The organism is Vibrio sp. ZF 223 (genome assembly GCF_003050585.1).
GTDB classification, from domain to species: domain Bacteria; phylum Pseudomonadota; class Gammaproteobacteria; order Enterobacterales; family Vibrionaceae; genus Vibrio; species Vibrio crassostreae.
Window position 1 is genome coordinate 43,312 of the sequence record NZ_PIGB01000007.1, and the last position, 15,909, is coordinate 59,220.

The window sequence follows — 15,909 nt, forward strand, 5'->3', positions numbered from 1 at the left end:
TTTTATCCTTCTAATTCTCTTTAGTGACCAACAACGTCTTTCGCGTGGTTTTGGAAGTACTTAGTCAGCAGCTCAAGGTTTTGCTCAGAAATGTCGGTACGGTCGCCCATACTTTTAGCAACAGGTCCCCAAGCATTCACAGTGAAGTGGTTTGAAGGAATCTTCGCGTGACACGTTGCACAGTAAACATTGTCCAACTCTTCTGCATAAGACCAGATTGGGTCTAGGCTATCGACAACTGGATCAGTAATGTCACCCGTTAACGCAACAGAACGCCACTCGTTACCGTAAGCATCGGCTTCGTATTCACCAGTAGTCAGTGCTTCTTGACCTTTGCCAGTCAGTGTCGCAACGATCGCACGTTGACCTTCACCGAAGTAAAGCACTTGCTCTGCGCCTTTCATTTGGAAAGCATTCAGAGTCACAGTACGGTTGTCGCCTTCAGCTTTAACGACTTCAAGTTCGGCCGTTGGGTTTACGCTACCGAACTCGCCCATTGCGATGTCAGTGACTGGGTAAACCACTTTCGCATCTGCTGGCGTGTTTTTGGTAAAGGCAATCAGGGTATCGAACGCTTTGCTGTCTAGCTGAGCTTCAGGAGCAAAGTGCGCGACGCCTTTGTGACAATCGATACACGTTTGGTTGTTCTCTTTACCGTAAGCGTGCATTTTCGCCGCATCACGAGATTGCTCGAACTCTTCCATTGCATCGAATTCGTGACAAGAACGACACGTCGCTGAGTCATTCTCACGGAATTGAGCCCATACTGTTTCAGCCATCTCTTCACGATGTGCTTCGTATTTCTCAGGCGTGTCGATCTTGCCTGAGATGAATTCGTGGTAGATGTCTTTAGACGCTCTTACTTTGGTGATCACATAGTCAATCGGATCCGTTGGGATGTGGCAATCGGCACATTCAGCTCGAATGCCTTTTGCATTACTGAAGTGAACTGAACCTTGGTATTCTTTGTGAGGTGCTTCCATCGTGTGGCAAGAAACACAAAACTCAGTGCTCGATGTATAGTGCATAACGGCTGCAGTTCCCCCTAAGGTTAACCAGCCAATACCTATACCAACCGCCGCTATTAGTGCGATATAACGTTTTTTTATTGTCATAATTCTTAATCATCTTCAACAATTGGTTACAATTGAGATCAGAATAGTACTTTAGGGGTAGATCTGTTTGATTTGGATCATCAATCGCAACCTGAGGAATAAAAAATGAACCTTTCTGAGAGCTTGATGTCACTTTGAAAAATTAGCGCTCCACCAACCTAATCACCCAGTAAATACAAGGAGCGAATTAAATTTTGCTAACTGATTAATCCAACAATAAAGACACTAAACTCGCTCCCAAATCAAAGAAGTAAATTGTAAATCTAATACAATGTCGGCTAACTCTTTTCATAAACTCTGCACTCCATGAACCAAACAGAATTCCAGCAAAAAATAGCGAGTTTCACCTCCATCGAACAAGCTCTTGATTACTTTGAGATTGGGTTTGATAGCAAGTTCATCGAGCAAAACAGAATCGAACTCGTTAAGCGATTTAATGGTTATCTGATTCTTGCGAAACCTGATGATTGGTTTTCTGGACGAAGAGCGCTAAAAAACGCTTATTGCAAGGTGCAACGTAGTAAGTTAGATCGCCACACACGTTCTGCCTGCCGCGGGTGTACCACTTGCCAGCGCCGATAGTTGGAAAGTGGGTTGTTGAAAAATAGACAACTAAAAATGAGATAGTTGAAATAACATCTCATTACGATTTAGTTAGTGGTTTGCTCGAAAAAAAGTGTGCTAGTCTTACGGCAACTCAACTACGAGATAAAAACTACAATGAAAATTTTCAGCAATTTCGAAAGCGGCAACATTCACGTCGTTTCAGCAGATTCACCACAAAACATTCAACTGACTATCCCAGCAGACAACCAGACTGAAATCTCTCAGTGGTTCCACTTCCGCTTAGAAAGCGATGCTCAACAAGCACACCACTTCGAAATCGGTCAACTGGCAACATCGGCGTATCCTGAAGGCTGGAAAGATTATGATGTGGTTGCATCGTACGACCGTGAAGAGTGGTTCCGTATCCCATCTCAATTCGATGGCGACACACTAAGCTTCGACATCATTCCAGAGCACGATTCAATGTACTTCGCGTACTTCGCGCCTTACTCATACGATCGTCACCAAGATCTTCTGCACAGTGCTCAAACGCACCCGGCTTGTAAGCTTGAAACTCTGGGCCACACGCTAGACAACAATGACATCACTTTGCTAACCATTGGTGAGCCAAGTGAAGAGAAGAAAAACATTTGGGTTATAGGTCGCCAACACCCTGGCGAGACTATGGCTGAATGGTTGATCGAAGGTCTACTTCAACGTCTGCTTGATGAAACAGATACAGTAGGTCGTTCTCTGCTAGACAGCGTTGTTTTCCGCGTGGTTCCTAACATGAACCCAGATGGCAGCATCCGCGGTCACCTTCGTACTAATGCGATTGGCGTTAACCTGAACCGTGAATGGCAATCGCCTTCTATGGAACGTAGCCCAGAAGTATTCCTTGTTCGTGAGCGCATGCTAGAAACGGGCGTTGATCTGTGTCTAGACATTCACGGCGACGAAGCGATCCCATATAACTTTGTAGCAGGTAGCGAAGGCACGCCTTCATACAACGAGCGCATTGCTAAACTAGAAAATCACTTCAAGCAAGCACTGCTGACTATCACGCCAGAGTTCCAAGATGAGTTTGGTTACGATAAAGACGAACCGGGCAAAGCGAATATGACGGTTGGCACAAACTGGATTGGTGAGCAGTTCAAGTGTTTAGCTTACACAGTCGAGATGCCATTTAAAGATCACATCAGCCACGCAGACGAACTTTACGGTTGGTCTCCAGAACGCAGCGTTGCATTTGGTCACGACATGTTAGCCGCAGTTTGGGCGACAGTAGACGAGCTATAAAACGAACTATAGGCAGACTAAACTCCTTAGTTTGTCCGTATCGTTAGTTTGCTTACATATATAGTAAAGCCCAGCACTTGAAAAAGTGCTGGGCTTTTTAATATCGGTTTGAATGAGTGAATCTAACTTTAAAAGCTTTCTATGCCACTCTGAGGCTAGCAAAAAATACTGGGTATCGCTGTCTGATGTGGCGTTGTTCAGACACCATATCTTTAAAGCTCGGGCCTTGTGATAACTGAACGATCACTTCGTCACCTTCTTGTCGCAATACAGCACCGCTAATATCAATACTGTTGTTGTCATGTAACCTTAAAGTGCCTGCCATTGAAAAGCCGCGGTAAACCGGAATAATATTACGCATCATCAGGCGTACGCCCTTTTCAGAAACTTCACTGACATGAAAAAGCTCATCCTTAATTCGCATCACCGGACGTGCCTTTTGAGGGTACTTTAAGCGGTAATATTTGCGTTTCTGGGTGAATGAATCTTCACGCATTAGTGACTCCCTGTCTCTGTTATTCGGTCAAGCAATAGACTTTGGCTTCAATTGGTCTCAAACAAACACATTCACCAAATTGATAGCTGATTATTATATCGACTTTATAACCTAATGCTTTAGGCATTTATGCAGAGAGACAAGGATTCCCTAAGATTCAGTGAAAAGTGAGATATGAGTCGTATCGGTTAACGCTTCTATCAAGCTCTAAACCTAAAGCTGAAACAACGCCAACTGAATGCTGAAGCCCACAAATAGAACCCCACACACGATGTTCATCATTTGCGAGGTACGCTTTTGAACCAACAAGCGCTTAAACGTATCCGCCATTAAGATCACAACCAAAAACCACATCGACACCACTATCGCTTGAATCCCACCAAGCATTAGGCTGTCTGACACAATCGTATCTTTTGACACAAATTGAGGGAATATAGAAAGATAAAATAGGACGATTTTAGGATTCAGTAGATTAGTAAGGAGCCCTTTGAAAAATTGGTTATAAAGCTTACTTCCCGATGCGCCTACCACTGAAAGTACGCCCTCTTGAGCGCGCAGCGCCGCACGAAAATGGTTATACCCAAGCCAGACAAGGTACAAAACCCCAGCCCACTTAAGCCCTTCAAAGGCCATGGGAGTGTTCGACAATAACAGGCTTATGCCGTTGGCCGAGATAAAGGCGTGAAAAAAGAAACCACATGACACGCCCAACACGTTCACAAATGCGAACAGCTTCCTTTGAGTTAATGCTGTGCTTAATACCAACAGCGCATTAGGGCCCGGAATAATGGCAATAAAAAACACGATAACAATAAACAGCCAGATACTGTCCAAACTCATTTCGATCTCATTTCATGAACATTTTTAGGGCGAACATTGTACGTCCATTCAGTGCCATTACAATATGATAAACGTTTAATTATCACGTCTGGCTAACATACATAATTCGCACGTATAATGAATACGTTTATCGTGTAACGTACAAAACTGATTCTCTAACATTTACAGCCCTGTTAGACTCCACCTCCCTTTTGATACTTGGTTCATTTATGTCATTTGCTAGCCTAACCCTTAACGCAAAAACCGTCGCGGCGATCCCATCTCAATTCAATAAGCCGACAGAGATACAGCAAGCGGTAATTCCTACAATTATTGCGGAGAAAGATGTGCTTGCATTAGCTCAAACAGGCAGCGGTAAAACATTGGCATTCGGCTTACCTTTGCTAAATAACATCAATCAAGATGTAAATGAACTCCAAGCTCTGATCATTGTTCCAACACGCGAGCTTGCGTCTCAAGTCGCTGAGTCTTTAGAACCGATCGCAACAGCGCTCGATATCAAATTGGTAACGCTAACGGGTGGTGTGAACGCGGATGACCAACAACAGCAATTACTAACGAAACCACAGCTTACCATTGCTACACCGGGGCGCTTGCTTGGTGTCATCAAGAGTGGCGAATTAGAGTTAACTCAATGTGTGTCATTGGTTCTTGATGAGGCTGATCGCCTGATCGACATGGGTTTTTGGCCAGATATTCAAGCGATTACCGCTGCACTGCCAGCGAAACGACAATCACTACTATTCTCAGCAACACTTCCGTCGGAATTAGTAGGTCAAGCTGAAGAGCTTCTTTCAAATCCAGTTAAAGTCACGACACACCAAGAAAACAGCGTGGTCGCGACTATTGAAGAAACTCTGTACTTAGTGAACAAAGGCAGTAAAGCTCAAGCTCTGATTGCCCTACTTAATCAAAACCAATGGCCACAGGTGTTGGTTTTTATTGGTGCGAAGGACAATGCTGACGCATTAACTAAGCGATTGAGTAAAGCCAAGATCAGTGTGAGTGCGTTACATGGAAATAAGAGCCAAGAAGAACGAGAGCAAACATTAGAAAGCTTCAAAAATGGCGAAACTCGCGTACTTATCGCAACCGATGTGATGGCTCGTGGTATCCATATTGATCAGCTACCTGTCGTGATCAACTTTGAGTTACCACCTCACTCAGCAACTTATGTACATCGCGTAGGAAGAACGGCGAGAGCAGGAAGCGCAGGCTGTGCTATCTCACTGGTTAGCCATAGTGAAAGCGAACACCTCAATGCGATTCGAACTCTGACCAATAAGCCGCTAGCGCTGCAACCATTAGAAGGTTTTCCTGTTACAGACAAACCTGCATCTGAAGCGACAGCTCGCAAGCGTCCACCTAAAGACAAAATGGCAAATCGAAGAACAGCCAAAAAGAAGAGCATTAAACAATTTAAAAGCAAACCGAATAGCTCAAAGTAACCAGAAAGAGCTCAAAGTAACCAGAAATAGAATAATTAGCTCAGTTTGTACTGGGCTTTTTTATATGCAACAAAACATAATTCCACCCCAAAAACCTCCCTAAAGTTGCCAAATTAAATGACACTTTTGTGAATTATGATGCCAACGTATTGATTCTTGGTTGCTCAAAAAAAATACTCTTAAATCACGTTGACGCCCCTATGTCTGGCAACTAGATTTTTCTATTAGTGTCTACAACAGGAGGTCATTGAAATGAAACGTGCTAGCTCTACATATCGATTACAACTGATTAAGGAAGTGGCAACCCGCCGAGATCGTCAACGTTCCAATGACCCGATGGCAAACTACATACAAACCCTAATAGATAATAAAGATGATTGTGATACTTCGGTTGAACGTAACCAGAGGTTCAGTGGCAGTCATTTTGATGAGCACATAGGTGGTTGGATAAGTGACCACTGGGGTAACAAGTAGGACAACGAGAGTAATCCAACCAGCATAACCGCTGTAGAAATCGTCTCCGCATTAACCTATCATCTGCAACAATTCCCTATCCTAGAGTAAGCAGAAAGTGTCTGAGTTAAAAAGAGAAAAAGAAGTGATGGTTGCCTTCCAAGTGATACCTCGCGTTAAAGAAGGCAACAACTTCGAAGTGGTTGATAAAGCCATTGAAGTTGTGAAAGCTGCTGATGTGCCTTTCCAAGTCGGTGCGATGGAAACCACGATGAAAGGTGAACTCAACCAATTACTCGATATCGTTAAAAAAGCAGAACAAGCTTGCTACGATGCAGGGGCTGTAGAAGTGATCACAAACATTAAGATTCATAGTAAAACCACCGAGGCCGATGATACATTTTGCACGTACCATCGTGGTGTAACGAAAGCGAATCACATGTTTGTTTAATCACATTTTTTGTAAAAACTGAGCTTTAAAAAAGACTCTGAAGAAACAGTGGTGTTATTGAAAAGGCATGTCTGAAAGATGAGAAAGGATTTCCATTCGTTCTTCTTCTGACATCGAATGCCAATCTCGCGGAGCCTCTTCAGGGTCATCTTTCGCCCCGATCGGTTTACGATCCAGTGCTTTGACTGGCTCTTTTTTGAGTTTTACGTTCTTTTTATTCATACCGACACCACTCCTTCAGGTACAAAGGTACCTATCTTAATATTACACCCCAACCATTATGTAAAGTAATAGTTACCTCGGAGTTAAATAAAATCTTAATACATCCTCTTTAGCCAAAAAGATCTCTTTGGGGACTTGTATTTCCCTCTTCGTCGACCGACTTACCAACCAAGTTTTTTTGTTTCATTATTTTTCTTCTATAGCGCTGACGACACAGCTTTATCACATGCAATTGTTCTGACGGTGTCATCGACATCCAATTAAAACGCTCTTCTCTTTTGCGCATACAACCATTGCAATAGCCTTTGTCATCGCTTGAACAAACCCCAACGCAAGGGCTTGGAACTTGGAAAAACTCTAACTGCTCCACCGTGCCTCCTTACACATTCAAAATTACGCTTACTATCTCAAAAATAAGCGATTAATTTGTCGCCTAGCTCATGAAATCCATACTAAACTATGACCTTATACTGACACATATAGTGTTTTGTAAACTATACTTTGAACCCATCAAGTTACACTTATTCGGTAACTTCGTTCTTTCCTTTGGAGCCTTATAATATGAAGTTTAGTTCAAAAAAATTACTAGCAGTAGCCGCTTTACCTATGATGCTAGCAGCATGCACAACAACAGGTGACAACGCGATGCAAGTAACACCAACCGATCTACAGCACCATAATTGGGAACTTGCGCAAATTGATGGCAAGGACATTGTGAAAAGCGAACACCAAGCAGCTCCTCGTCTAGAGATCGGCGAAAAGATGACTGCAAACGGCATGGCTGGTTGTAACAACTTCTTCGGTCAAGGTGAGCTGAAAGACGGTCAATTCCGTATCAAACAAATGGGCATGACAATGAAAATGTGTCAGGGCTCAGCGATGGAAATCGAACAATCGGTTTCAGCTACTCTAAGCGAGTGGAGCGACGTAACGCTAACAAACGATACGCTAGTACTGAAAAACGATGTACACACACTAACGTACACAATTCGTGACTGGGTAAACTAATCCATCATCGACACCAGATATTGATTTAAGGAGCCTTCACGGCTCCTTTTTTATTGCTTGGTCAAAAACTAATCATTAAAAACGCTACTTCTCACCTTCTTTTCGTACCAACCTCCAATAAATATCAAAAAAACCTCATTTAGGTGCAATTAATTCACCGCTTTAACGGTCTGTTGCTAGGATGGCAGAGGCTCCTAGTAATTGATTGAATTTACTGTTGAATTAGAATTTATTTGAGAAACAGATAGAATAACTATTATGCCGTGTTGATCTTTCGTTAGCCACGAAAGGTCAACACGCCCAAGGGAGTTCGAAAACACAATGCTCTTGCCCGTTCACTACCAAATGGAAAAGTTTATGAACAAGATAGTAAGTACGTTAGGAATCATGGCAACCGTTGCATACAGCGCAACCATTTATGCTGATGAAGCAACATCCACCGAGAGTTGGAACCAAATAGAACAGCAGGCAGCGGGAGAAACTGTCTACTTTCACGCTTGGGGCGGAAGCCAAGAGATCAACCGTTACCTACAATGGGCAGGCAAGAAGTTACAAAGTAACTACGGTGTCACGTTGAAGCATGTGAAAGTAACCGATATTGCGGAAACCACCACTCGACTGCTTGCTGAAAAAGCGGCAGGCAAGAACAGCGAAGGCAGTGTTGATATCGTTTGGATCAATGGCGAAAACTTCCGTTCGATGAAAGATAACGCTTTGTTGTTTGGCCCGTTCACGGAGTCGCTTCCAAACTGGCAATATGTCGATAAGTCTCTGCCGATTGATGTCGACTTCTCTGAACCAACAGAAGGCCTTGAAGCACCTTGGGGCGTTGGACAATTGGTGTTTATTCATGACCAAGAGACACTACACAACCCGCCACAATCATTCTCAGAGATGTTGAGCTACGCTCAAGCTTTCCCGAACCGATTAAGCTACCCTCGCCCACCAGAATTTCATGGTACGAGCTTCATTAAGTCTCTACTGATTGAACTAACCAACAACAGCCCAGAACTCGCTAAGCCTGTTTCAGAAGACAACTTCCAAGAAGTTACAGCACCACTATGGGCTTACTTAGATAAATTCCATAAAGTAGCGTGGCGCGGTGGCAAACAATTCCCAGCAGGCACATCAGAAAGTATCCAACTTTTGGATGATGGACAGCTCGATCTCGCGATTACGTTCAATCCAAACTCTGTTTATTCAGCACAAGCAAGTGGTCGCCTAGCCGAAACCACTAAGGCCTATGCTCTAGAAAGCGGCGCTTTATCTAACATTCACTTCCTTGCTATTCCTTGGAATGCCAATGCAACCGCAGGAGCTCAAGTGACCATTAACTTCTTGCTGAGCCCAGAAGCGCAATCTCGTAAAGGTGACCTCAATGTTTGGGGCGACCCTTCGGTACTGAGCAGCAAGTACCTCACTGGCAGCGCTAAAAACACCCAACAATTTAAATCGATTGATGAACCACACCCTAGCTGGCAAAACGCGCTCGAGAAAGAGTGGCTGAAGCGATACGGTAACTAATCTTTATGCTACGCGCTCTATATTTTGTTGTTATAGCTGTGTGCATTATCCCAACCATTCCTGGGGTGGCGGGAGTCGTGGCTTCGTCACTGAGTTTCATCCCGCCCCTAGGTTTAGAGGAACCAACACTCAACGGTTTTAGCCAAGTCTTTCAATGGGAAGGAGCTTGGCACTCTATTAGCTTGAGCCTAGGTTCAGCGATTGCAAGCAGCTATATTGCCTGCTTCCTAACTTTTTGTATTCTTCAAGCCTCTTGGGGAAACAAGTTTTGGAGAAAGATTGAGTTAACGCTATCGCCAATGCTGGCTATTCCGCATGTGGCTTTCGCTATCGGCTTTGCTTTCCTATTCAGCCCGACAGGGCTTGGAGCCAGAGCCGTGCATCACTTGCTTGGCGAATCGGCTACGAGCTCAGAATTGGCGTTATTGGTGAAAGACCCATACGCGTTCGGCTTGATCATTATGCTCGCACTCAAAGAAGTACCTTTCTTGTTGCTAATGAGCATTTCGATACTGCAGCAAATTGATGTAGAACGTATCACTAAGGTCAGTGCATCTCTGGGTTATAGCCGTGCTCAGATTTGGTGGAAATGTATTTTCCCACAATGGTTTACTAAGCTTCGCTTCCCAATGCTGGCGGTACTCGCTTACAGTGTCTCGGTTGTCGATATTGCTTTGATCATTGGCCCGACAAACCCGCCAACCTTTGCGGTATTAGTATGGCAATGGTTTAACGATCCAGATCTTAACCTACTGCCGCGAGCAGCAGCCGGAGCTATTGTTCTATTTGGTTTAGCGTCGTTAATCATCGCCTTAGCACGTTTCGTTGAATGGGCGATCCTTAAATACTTTCGAATTTGGCAATATTCAGGCAGAACAGGCGCGAACCTTCCTGGGAAAACCGTGTTTACTGTGCTTGCTGCGTTATCACTGCTTATCATTCCATTGATGGTGATTTGGAGTGTTGCCCAACGTTGGCGTTTCCCAGACCTACTCCCTAGCCGATATAGCATGCGTTTCTGGGAGTTTGAGTGGGATGGCATCATGAGTACCGTCGGACAAAGCTTGTGGATTGGTTTGATTGCCGCTTCAGTCGCTTTGTTGCTTGCGCTGGTTGCTCACGAATACAGAATCAAATACAAGTGGCAAGTTCCGGGCTTCATTATCGCCATTCCGATGTTGATACCTCAACTCTCGGTGTTGTTTGGTATGCAAATCACGACCCTCTACGTTGGCAGTAGTGCCTATGAGTTCTGGGTGATTTGGGCGCATGTTTTCTTTGCTTTCCCGTTTGTATATCTGTCTTTGGACGGCCCATGGAAAAGCTTTAACGATGGGTTGATTAAAGCCTCGCTTAGCCTGGGTAAATCGCCATTTCAGAGTTGGTATTCAATCAAACTGCCAATCTTGCTTCCTGCTATTGCCTTTGCTTGGGCGGTCGGGATCAGTGTGAGTTTGGCCCAGTACCTTCCAACATTGATGCTCGGTGCGGGCCGTATTAGCACCATCACCACAGAAGCGGTTGCCCTAACCAGTGGTTTCGACCGCAGGGTGACAGCAATCTATGCCATTTGGCAGGCCTTATTGCCTCTGTTCTTTTTCTCTTTAGCGATATTGGTCAGCCGACTTCAACTTAGATATCGCCGTCTTACTTTTAAAGGTTTCCTAAGTAATGAGTCTGTACCTCAACGACCTCGCCATCCGTAAAACCGATGGGGATTCGCTGTTTTCAGCGCTAAACGTAACATTAGAATCTGGCCAAATACTGGCTTTAATGGGGCCGAGTGGCTGCGGAAAGTCGACCTTACTGGATGCGATTGCTGGTCACTTAAGTGAAGAGTTTTCGTATTCTGGCAGCGTTGTGTTGAACGATATTCAGCTAGATGACCTGCCTTCACATCAGCGTGAAGTCGGTATTTTGTTTCAAGATGACTTGTTGTTTCCGCACCTAAAAGTATGGGAGAACTTGGCCTTTTCATTACCTAATTCGGTTAAGGGTTCCGCTCGTCAACAGCAAGCCATGGCTGCACTAAAAGACATAGAGCTGACTCACTTGGCAGAGTCTTTTCCTGATCAAATATCTGGTGGTCAACGCGCAAGAATAAGCTTAACTCGTATGTTACTAGCCAAGCCGAAACTCGCCCTACTCGACGAACCGTTCAGTAAGTTAGACCAAGAATTAAGAGCACAATTTCGCGATTGGGTGTTTGAACAATTGACCAAAGCAAATATCCCGACGTTAATGGTCACGCACGACGAAGCCGATGTGCCTCAAGGGGCAGAAGTACTGTCTTGGCCATGGAGAAGTCACAATGCTGGATAAGTACTCCATTAAGGTCATTAAATGGCCATTGAATCAGTCGGCTAAGTTACTGAACCAATTGGGTATCACGGCCAATCAAACCACGTTATTCGGATTTCTGGTTGGGTGTTTAGCATTTCCAGCGTTAGCGTTCCAGCAATACGATTGGGCGTTAGGCTTCATTGTGTTTAATAGAGTATGTGATGGGCTTGATGGGGCCTTGGCTCGAATCCAAGGCATCAGTGATGCGGGTGGTTTCCTCGACATCAGCCTAGATTTCCTATTCTACTCGTTGATCCCTTTTGGATTTGTGATTGCCAATCCAGAACACAACGCCATTGCCGGTGCATTTTTGATCTTCTCTTTTATCGGTACAGGCAGTAGCTTTTTGGCGTTTGCGGTAATGGCGGGCAAGCGAGGCATTGAAAACCCAGTCTATAAACATAAGTCTCTTTATTACATGTCGGGATTAACCGAAGGTACAGAAACCATTGCTTGTTTCATTGCTTTCTGTATTTGGCCTCAACACTTTGCAGTTATCGCTTATACCTTTGGTGCAGCTTGCTGGCTGACTACATTTATGCGTATCTATTTTGGGTTCCAAACTCTTAAGACTCAGCAAGAGATCTAGTGCTCTAACGACAAAAACAAGATACAAAAACGCCGCTCAATATGAGCGGCGTTTTTTCTAACTGATGTATAGAATCAATTAAGCGTCAGCAGAAGCGCCTATCTTAAACCTCAGAACTTTGAGGCTCGAATCAAGATCGACATCAACAAACTCAGGCGGGTTGTCTAAACGTTCAATAAACTCAACGCTTGGTGCTTCTTCTACCATCGTCTCAATCAGGAAGTTTGGTGATACAGCAGGTGAATTCACACAGGCAATCACTTCACCACCGTCTGTTAGAAGCTCAGGCAAACGACGTAAGATTTTTTTATAATCTTTAGTTAGAGCAAAGCTGCCTTTTTGGAACGAAGGTGGATCGATGATAACCAACTCGTAAGGGCCGCCCTTCTTGATTTTCCCCCACGACTTAAAGATATCGTAGCCAAGGAAGTTAACCGAGCGCATGTCGTGCTCATTAAGACGGTGGTTATCACGACCTTTATTCAACGAGCCGCGAGACATATCCACGTTCATGCATTGACGAGCACCACCAGCGATAGCCGCGACAGAGAAGCCACAAGTATATGCGAACAGGTTAAGAACATTCTTATCCTTGGCATTATCTTGCACCCACTGACGACCATTACGCATGTCTAGGAACAAACCGAAGTTCTGATTACGGCCAATGTCGAGTTGATATTTAAGACCGTGCTCAACCACAACGGGTGAGTCATTGAGTTCGCCCCATAAAACCTCTGAAGGCGCGCCATCGGCATAACGGTGTTGCAGAACAATACTTGTGCCCTGCTTTGCTTGCCAGATGTCTTTATTAGTCAGATCAACCAATCCAGCTTTAAGAGATGATAAGAATTCGTCATCCACCTCTTTGAATATGTTAACCAATAACTGCCCATCAACCCAATCACATGTCAGTTGATCTAGACCTGGCCAAAACTTACCGCGACCGTGAAAAATACGGCGTAGTTCATTCGGCACTTCATTAAGTTGCTGTTCAATATGACTAAAAAACAGAGGTAAAGCTGATGCTTCCATTATTTCACTCACTTAATATTTAGCTTCGGCCAAGTTAATGACCAAGGTTCAAGCCAACTGTCTAAACCAGCAGACACAGTCTCTTGATGCCACTTCTCACCTAAGGAATCTAGGTTCCTTGGGTCACAGACATATTCGTAGGCTTGTGATTGATAGGTAAATCGAATCGCGAATGCATGCAGATATCCTCTGTCAGCCTCACTCGATGGATTATAAATAGGGTCACCAACAATGGCTGAGCCGATCGACTTCATCGCAACACGGATCTGGTGTGTGCGCCCCGTATAGGGTTTACACAAAAGTAGACGCTCACCGGGTTCAGCGGTTGCAGACAAAAACTGGGTAATCGCTGGGTTTTCTTTGCTTGTCAGTAGTTTCCAGCTTGAACGTCGTGAACGCTCCATATCACCTGAGATCAACCCCTGCTTTTTCTTTGGCTTCTTCGAACCAATCGCAAGGTAGTACTTCTCGACTTCACGCTTTGCGAACAGCTGTGAAAGCTTACTCGCTGCCGAGGCATTCTTTGCTAACAGTAGAATACCTGAGGTCATTTTATCGAGGCGGTGAACGAGATATAACTTCGGCTCATTAAGCGCATTAGCGACTTCTTGTAGCAGCATGGTGTCACCATCGTCTTTGTGGACGCTGACTCCAGGGTGCTTATTAATGAGTAAAAAATCTGAATGGTTCAGAAGAATATCGAACATGTAAAAGCTAGCTCCATTGTAGAGCGTGGAGTATACCGTGTCTGAACCCAGATTCCAGCTACGAAAAAGCCCAACTAACTCAATAAACATTGAATCATTGGGCTTATTTTTATTTGTTCGCTTTCGGTAATAGGCTTTTAGCCTCTATCGAATACGAACTAAGCACTAAGCACTAAGCACTAAGCACTAAGCAAGTTTGAACTTACCGACTAATGCTTCTAGTTCAGCAACCTTAGCATTCAAACCTGAAGTGTTTTCAGAACTGCGAGTCGCCAGTTGCAAGGATAGCTCTGAGATATCACTGATCGCGGTAATATCTGCAGCAATCTCTTTGGTCACCGCTGTCTGTTCTTCTGCCGCAGTCGCAATTGAGTTAACCATGCTTTGTACATTGCCCGCACCGCTAACAATTGCTTCTAGAGCCGATACCGCCCCTGTGCTTTGCTCTACACCAATTTCAACTAAACGACAGTTGTCTTGAGTGTAAGTTACGGCTTCTTGAGTACCAGACTGAATCGATTGGATGATGCCAGACACTTCTTGCGTTGCTTTGGTGGTTCTTTCAGCCAACGCTCTTACTTCGTCAGCTACCACGGCAAAACCTCGGCCAAACTCACCAGCTCGCGCCGCTTCAATCGCCGCGTTCAAAGCCAATAAATTCGTCTGCTCTGCAATGTCTTCGATCACTTTAATCACACTGCCAATTTGTTCACCATGCGAACCCAGCGTGTTCATCTGTACCGACATGTCACTCATTTGAGCAGAAACTTGTTGAATGCTTGCTACCATCTCTACAATCACGTTACGACCATCTTCTGCTGAAGACTCAGAACGTCGAGCTTCTTCATAAGTAGAGGTGCCCTGCTGTGCCACTTCAGAGATGGTTAAGCTTAACTCTTCTGCTGCTGTTGCAATCAGGTTCGCTTTATCCGCTTGCGCCGACGCACCAGAAACGATGTCATGACTAATCGACGACAGTTCTCCGGTAACCGATTGAACTTGGTTGGTCACAGACGAGATAGAACCTAATAGATCCACCAATGATTTCTGCATCTGGTTGATCGACTGAGCTAAATCAGCCAGTTCATCGCCAGAATCATCCACGATATCCCCAGCCGTTAGGTCACCATTTGCCACACGTCGCGCTACTTGTTCAACGCGAGTTAAACGGTTAGTGATAGAGCTAGACAATACATACGCAATCACACTACCAAATACAATCGCAATGGCAGACAACACCATAATGGTACGTTCAATCGTGGTAAACGACTCGGTTAATACAAGCAGTGATTGCTCTGTATCAGCACGCTCACTTGCTGATGCTTGATCCAGTAAGTTTTCAACTGGGATTAGGTTGCTCTCATACAAAGAACGAAGCTGCTGGATATTCGATAACAGCGCAGATTCATCGTTGATCTTAGGTACAAGCTTCGATTCAAACTCTTGAGTGAAGCGTCCCATTAGCTCTTCGATTCGCTGAATACGACGATGGTCTTCTGAGCCTCGACTCTCTAAACGTTTTGCTTCTGCGATAGCTTGAGCAAACTCGTTCTTATTCGAGCGGTAATCATTGAGTGCATTGTCGACCTGAATAATCGCACCTAATGCATCTCGGTAGACGTCTCCTGCTTCATCTATCAGAACAAGGTAAGTAACCGTACCCGGCACATCGTCCATTCTAATTTCATCGGCGCTCTTGTGAGCCCCAATAACCTCTATCCATACAATACCGACTAACGTGACAAGCACCGCCAATATAGAGCCAAAACCGGCATACAGTTTCTTTCTCACTGACAATTTCACACAACACCTACCTAAATAAAATTATCGGCCAAA

The 15,909-nt window shown here is 44.5% G+C and carries 18 protein-coding genes; 10 read left to right on the plus strand and 8 right to left on the minus strand.

Features of this window, described 5'->3' with window-relative positions; translation table 11 throughout:
• Nucleotides 1–20: 20 nt before the first annotated feature.
• Nucleotides 21–1,115 (minus strand): NapC/NirT family cytochrome c, encoded by a 1,095-nt coding sequence (locus tag CWO13_RS14355; RefSeq protein ID WP_107898778.1) that lies wholly within the window; start codon nucleotides 1,113–1,115, stop codon nucleotides 21–23.
• Between the two features lie 306 nt (nucleotides 1,116–1,421).
• Between CWO13_RS14355 and CWO13_RS14360 the strand changes: the two genes are divergently transcribed.
• Both CWO13_RS14360 and CWO13_RS14365 read left to right on the plus strand, forming a co-directional pair.
• On the plus strand, nucleotides 1,422–1,697 hold the full coding sequence (locus CWO13_RS14360) for a nitrogenase-stabilizing/protective protein NifW (protein WP_019824239.1): 276 nt from the start codon (nucleotides 1,422–1,424) through the stop codon (nucleotides 1,695–1,697).
• Nucleotides 1,698–1,835: 138 nt separating this feature from the next.
• The gene (locus CWO13_RS14365; RefSeq protein WP_048658353.1) at nucleotides 1,836–2,960 is read left to right on the plus strand and encodes a M14 family metallopeptidase; all 1,125 of its coding nucleotides are present in this window, start codon (nucleotides 1,836–1,838) and stop codon (nucleotides 2,958–2,960) included.
• A gap of 139 nt (nucleotides 2,961–3,099) precedes the next feature.
• Here the strand turns inward: CWO13_RS14365 and CWO13_RS14370 are convergent, their stop codons facing one another.
• Nucleotides 3,100–3,456, minus strand: coding sequence for a hypothetical protein (locus CWO13_RS14370; RefSeq protein WP_017060329.1), 357 nt, complete (start codon nucleotides 3,454–3,456; stop codon nucleotides 3,100–3,102).
• 213 nt (nucleotides 3,457–3,669) lie between these two features.
• Nucleotides 3,670–4,296 carry a LysE family translocator gene (locus CWO13_RS14375; RefSeq protein ID WP_048658351.1) on the minus strand — a complete coding sequence of 209 codons (627 nt, stop codon included), beginning with the start codon at nucleotides 4,294–4,296 and terminating at the stop codon, nucleotides 3,670–3,672.
• A 209-nt stretch (nucleotides 4,297–4,505) separates the two neighbouring features.
• Between CWO13_RS14375 and CWO13_RS14380 the strand changes: the two genes are divergently transcribed.
• The 3 genes from CWO13_RS14380 to CWO13_RS14390 all read left to right on the plus strand — a co-directional run bounded on the left by CWO13_RS14380 (nucleotide 4,506) and on the right by CWO13_RS14390 (nucleotide 6,648).
• Nucleotides 4,506–5,744, plus strand: a complete 1,239-nt coding sequence (locus tag CWO13_RS14380; protein WP_107898776.1) for a DEAD/DEAH box helicase — start codon at nucleotides 4,506–4,508, stop codon at nucleotides 5,742–5,744.
• Between the two features lie 252 nt (nucleotides 5,745–5,996).
• Nucleotides 5,997–6,218: a hypothetical protein gene (locus tag CWO13_RS14385; RefSeq protein WP_102431613.1), complete on the plus strand. Its 222-nt coding sequence runs from the start codon at nucleotides 5,997–5,999 to the stop codon at nucleotides 6,216–6,218.
• A gap of 127 nt (nucleotides 6,219–6,345) precedes the next feature.
• Entirely contained in the window at nucleotides 6,346–6,648 is a 303-nt protein-coding gene (locus tag CWO13_RS14390; protein ID WP_017065764.1) for a thiamine-binding protein, read from the plus strand.
• A 54-nt stretch (nucleotides 6,649–6,702) separates the two neighbouring features.
• On the opposite strand, the gene CWO13_RS23480 is transcribed toward CWO13_RS14390, so the two are convergent.
• The gene (locus CWO13_RS23480) at nucleotides 6,703–6,870 is read right to left on the minus strand and encodes a hypothetical protein (RefSeq protein ID WP_165886743.1); all 168 of its coding nucleotides are present in this window, start codon (nucleotides 6,868–6,870) and stop codon (nucleotides 6,703–6,705) included.
• A 109-nt stretch (nucleotides 6,871–6,979) separates the two neighbouring features.
• Nucleotides 6,980–7,240 (minus strand): DUF1289 domain-containing protein, encoded by a 261-nt coding sequence (locus tag CWO13_RS14395; protein WP_032545919.1) that lies wholly within the window; start codon nucleotides 7,238–7,240, stop codon nucleotides 6,980–6,982.
• 191 nt (nucleotides 7,241–7,431) lie between these two features.
• On the opposite strand from CWO13_RS14395, the gene CWO13_RS14400 reads away from it, so the two are divergent.
• The 5 genes from CWO13_RS14400 to CWO13_RS14420 all read left to right on the plus strand — a co-directional run bounded on the left by CWO13_RS14400 (nucleotide 7,432) and on the right by CWO13_RS14420 (nucleotide 12,334).
• The gene (locus tag CWO13_RS14400; RefSeq protein WP_108083113.1) at nucleotides 7,432–7,878 is read left to right on the plus strand and encodes an META domain-containing protein; all 447 of its coding nucleotides are present in this window, start codon (nucleotides 7,432–7,434) and stop codon (nucleotides 7,876–7,878) included.
• Nucleotides 7,879–8,235: 357 nt separating this feature from the next.
• On the plus strand, nucleotides 8,236–9,402 hold the full coding sequence (locus CWO13_RS14405) for an ABC transporter substrate-binding protein (RefSeq protein ID WP_102431609.1): 1,167 nt from the start codon (nucleotides 8,236–8,238) through the stop codon (nucleotides 9,400–9,402).
• 5 nt (nucleotides 9,403–9,407) lie between these two features.
• Nucleotides 9,408–11,108 carry an ABC transporter permease gene (locus tag CWO13_RS14410; protein WP_108083114.1) on the plus strand — a complete coding sequence of 567 codons (1,701 nt, stop codon included), beginning with the start codon at nucleotides 9,408–9,410 and terminating at the stop codon, nucleotides 11,106–11,108.
• Complete coding sequence (locus CWO13_RS14415; protein WP_048668708.1) at nucleotides 11,074–11,724, plus strand: ATP-binding cassette domain-containing protein; 651 nt, start codon at nucleotides 11,074–11,076, stop codon at nucleotides 11,722–11,724. Before CWO13_RS14410 ends, CWO13_RS14415 begins: the two co-directional genes overlap by 35 nt.
• Nucleotides 11,714–12,334: a CDP-alcohol phosphatidyltransferase family protein gene (locus tag CWO13_RS14420; RefSeq protein ID WP_108083115.1), complete on the plus strand. Its 621-nt coding sequence runs from the start codon at nucleotides 11,714–11,716 to the stop codon at nucleotides 12,332–12,334. The genes CWO13_RS14415 and CWO13_RS14420 overlap by 11 nt, the downstream gene beginning before the upstream one ends.
• A gap of 78 nt (nucleotides 12,335–12,412) precedes the next feature.
• On the opposite strand, the gene CWO13_RS14425 is transcribed toward CWO13_RS14420, so the two are convergent.
• From CWO13_RS14425 to CWO13_RS14435, 3 genes are all read right to left on the minus strand, one after another.
• Entirely contained in the window at nucleotides 12,413–13,366 is a 954-nt protein-coding gene (locus tag CWO13_RS14425) for a class I SAM-dependent methyltransferase (RefSeq protein WP_102431605.1), read from the minus strand.
• 8 nt (nucleotides 13,367–13,374) lie between these two features.
• Nucleotides 13,375–14,073, minus strand: coding sequence for a TIGR01621 family pseudouridine synthase (locus tag CWO13_RS14430; RefSeq protein ID WP_102529910.1), 699 nt, complete (start codon nucleotides 14,071–14,073; stop codon nucleotides 13,375–13,377).
• 186 nt (nucleotides 14,074–14,259) lie between these two features.
• The gene (locus CWO13_RS14435; protein WP_102529911.1) at nucleotides 14,260–15,876 is read right to left on the minus strand and encodes a methyl-accepting chemotaxis protein; all 1,617 of its coding nucleotides are present in this window, start codon (nucleotides 15,874–15,876) and stop codon (nucleotides 14,260–14,262) included.
• Between the last annotated feature and the right edge of the window lie 33 nt (nucleotides 15,877–15,909).

What these genes read in the sequence shown, in the direction of transcription:
- CWO13_RS14355 (WP_107898778.1), bottom strand. Translation starts at nt 1,115, where the DNA reads ATGACAATAAAAAAACGTTATATCGCACTAATAGCGGCGGTTGGTATA.
- CWO13_RS14360 (WP_019824239.1), top strand. Translation starts at nt 1,422, where the DNA reads ATGAACCAAACAGAATTCCAGCAAAAAATAGCGAGTTTCACCTCCATC.
- CWO13_RS14365 (WP_048658353.1), top strand. Translation starts at nt 1,836, where the DNA reads ATGAAAATTTTCAGCAATTTCGAAAGCGGCAACATTCACGTCGTTTCA.
- CWO13_RS14370 (WP_017060329.1), bottom strand. Translation starts at nt 3,456, where the DNA reads ATGCGTGAAGATTCATTCACCCAGAAACGCAAATATTACCGCTTAAAG.
- CWO13_RS14375 (WP_048658351.1), bottom strand. Translation starts at nt 4,296, where the DNA reads ATGAGTTTGGACAGTATCTGGCTGTTTATTGTTATCGTGTTTTTTATT.
- CWO13_RS14380 (WP_107898776.1), top strand. Translation starts at nt 4,506, where the DNA reads ATGTCATTTGCTAGCCTAACCCTTAACGCAAAAACCGTCGCGGCGATC.
- CWO13_RS14385 (WP_102431613.1), top strand. Translation starts at nt 5,997, where the DNA reads ATGAAACGTGCTAGCTCTACATATCGATTACAACTGATTAAGGAAGTG.
- CWO13_RS14390 (WP_017065764.1), top strand. Translation starts at nt 6,346, where the DNA reads ATGGTTGCCTTCCAAGTGATACCTCGCGTTAAAGAAGGCAACAACTTC.
- CWO13_RS23480 (WP_165886743.1), bottom strand. Translation starts at nt 6,870, where the DNA reads ATGAATAAAAAGAACGTAAAACTCAAAAAAGAGCCAGTCAAAGCACTG.
- CWO13_RS14400 (WP_108083113.1), top strand. Translation starts at nt 7,432, where the DNA reads ATGAAGTTTAGTTCAAAAAAATTACTAGCAGTAGCCGCTTTACCTATG.
- CWO13_RS14405 (WP_102431609.1), top strand. Translation starts at nt 8,236, where the DNA reads ATGAACAAGATAGTAAGTACGTTAGGAATCATGGCAACCGTTGCATAC.
- CWO13_RS14410 (WP_108083114.1), top strand. Translation starts at nt 9,408, where the DNA reads ATGCTACGCGCTCTATATTTTGTTGTTATAGCTGTGTGCATTATCCCA.
- CWO13_RS14415 (WP_048668708.1), top strand. Translation starts at nt 11,074, where the DNA reads ATGAGTCTGTACCTCAACGACCTCGCCATCCGTAAAACCGATGGGGAT.
- CWO13_RS14420 (WP_108083115.1), top strand. Translation starts at nt 11,714, where the DNA reads ATGCTGGATAAGTACTCCATTAAGGTCATTAAATGGCCATTGAATCAG.
- CWO13_RS14425 (WP_102431605.1), bottom strand. Translation starts at nt 13,366, where the DNA reads ATGGAAGCATCAGCTTTACCTCTGTTTTTTAGTCATATTGAACAGCAA.
- CWO13_RS14430 (WP_102529910.1), bottom strand. Translation starts at nt 14,073, where the DNA reads ATGTTCGATATTCTTCTGAACCATTCAGATTTTTTACTCATTAATAAG.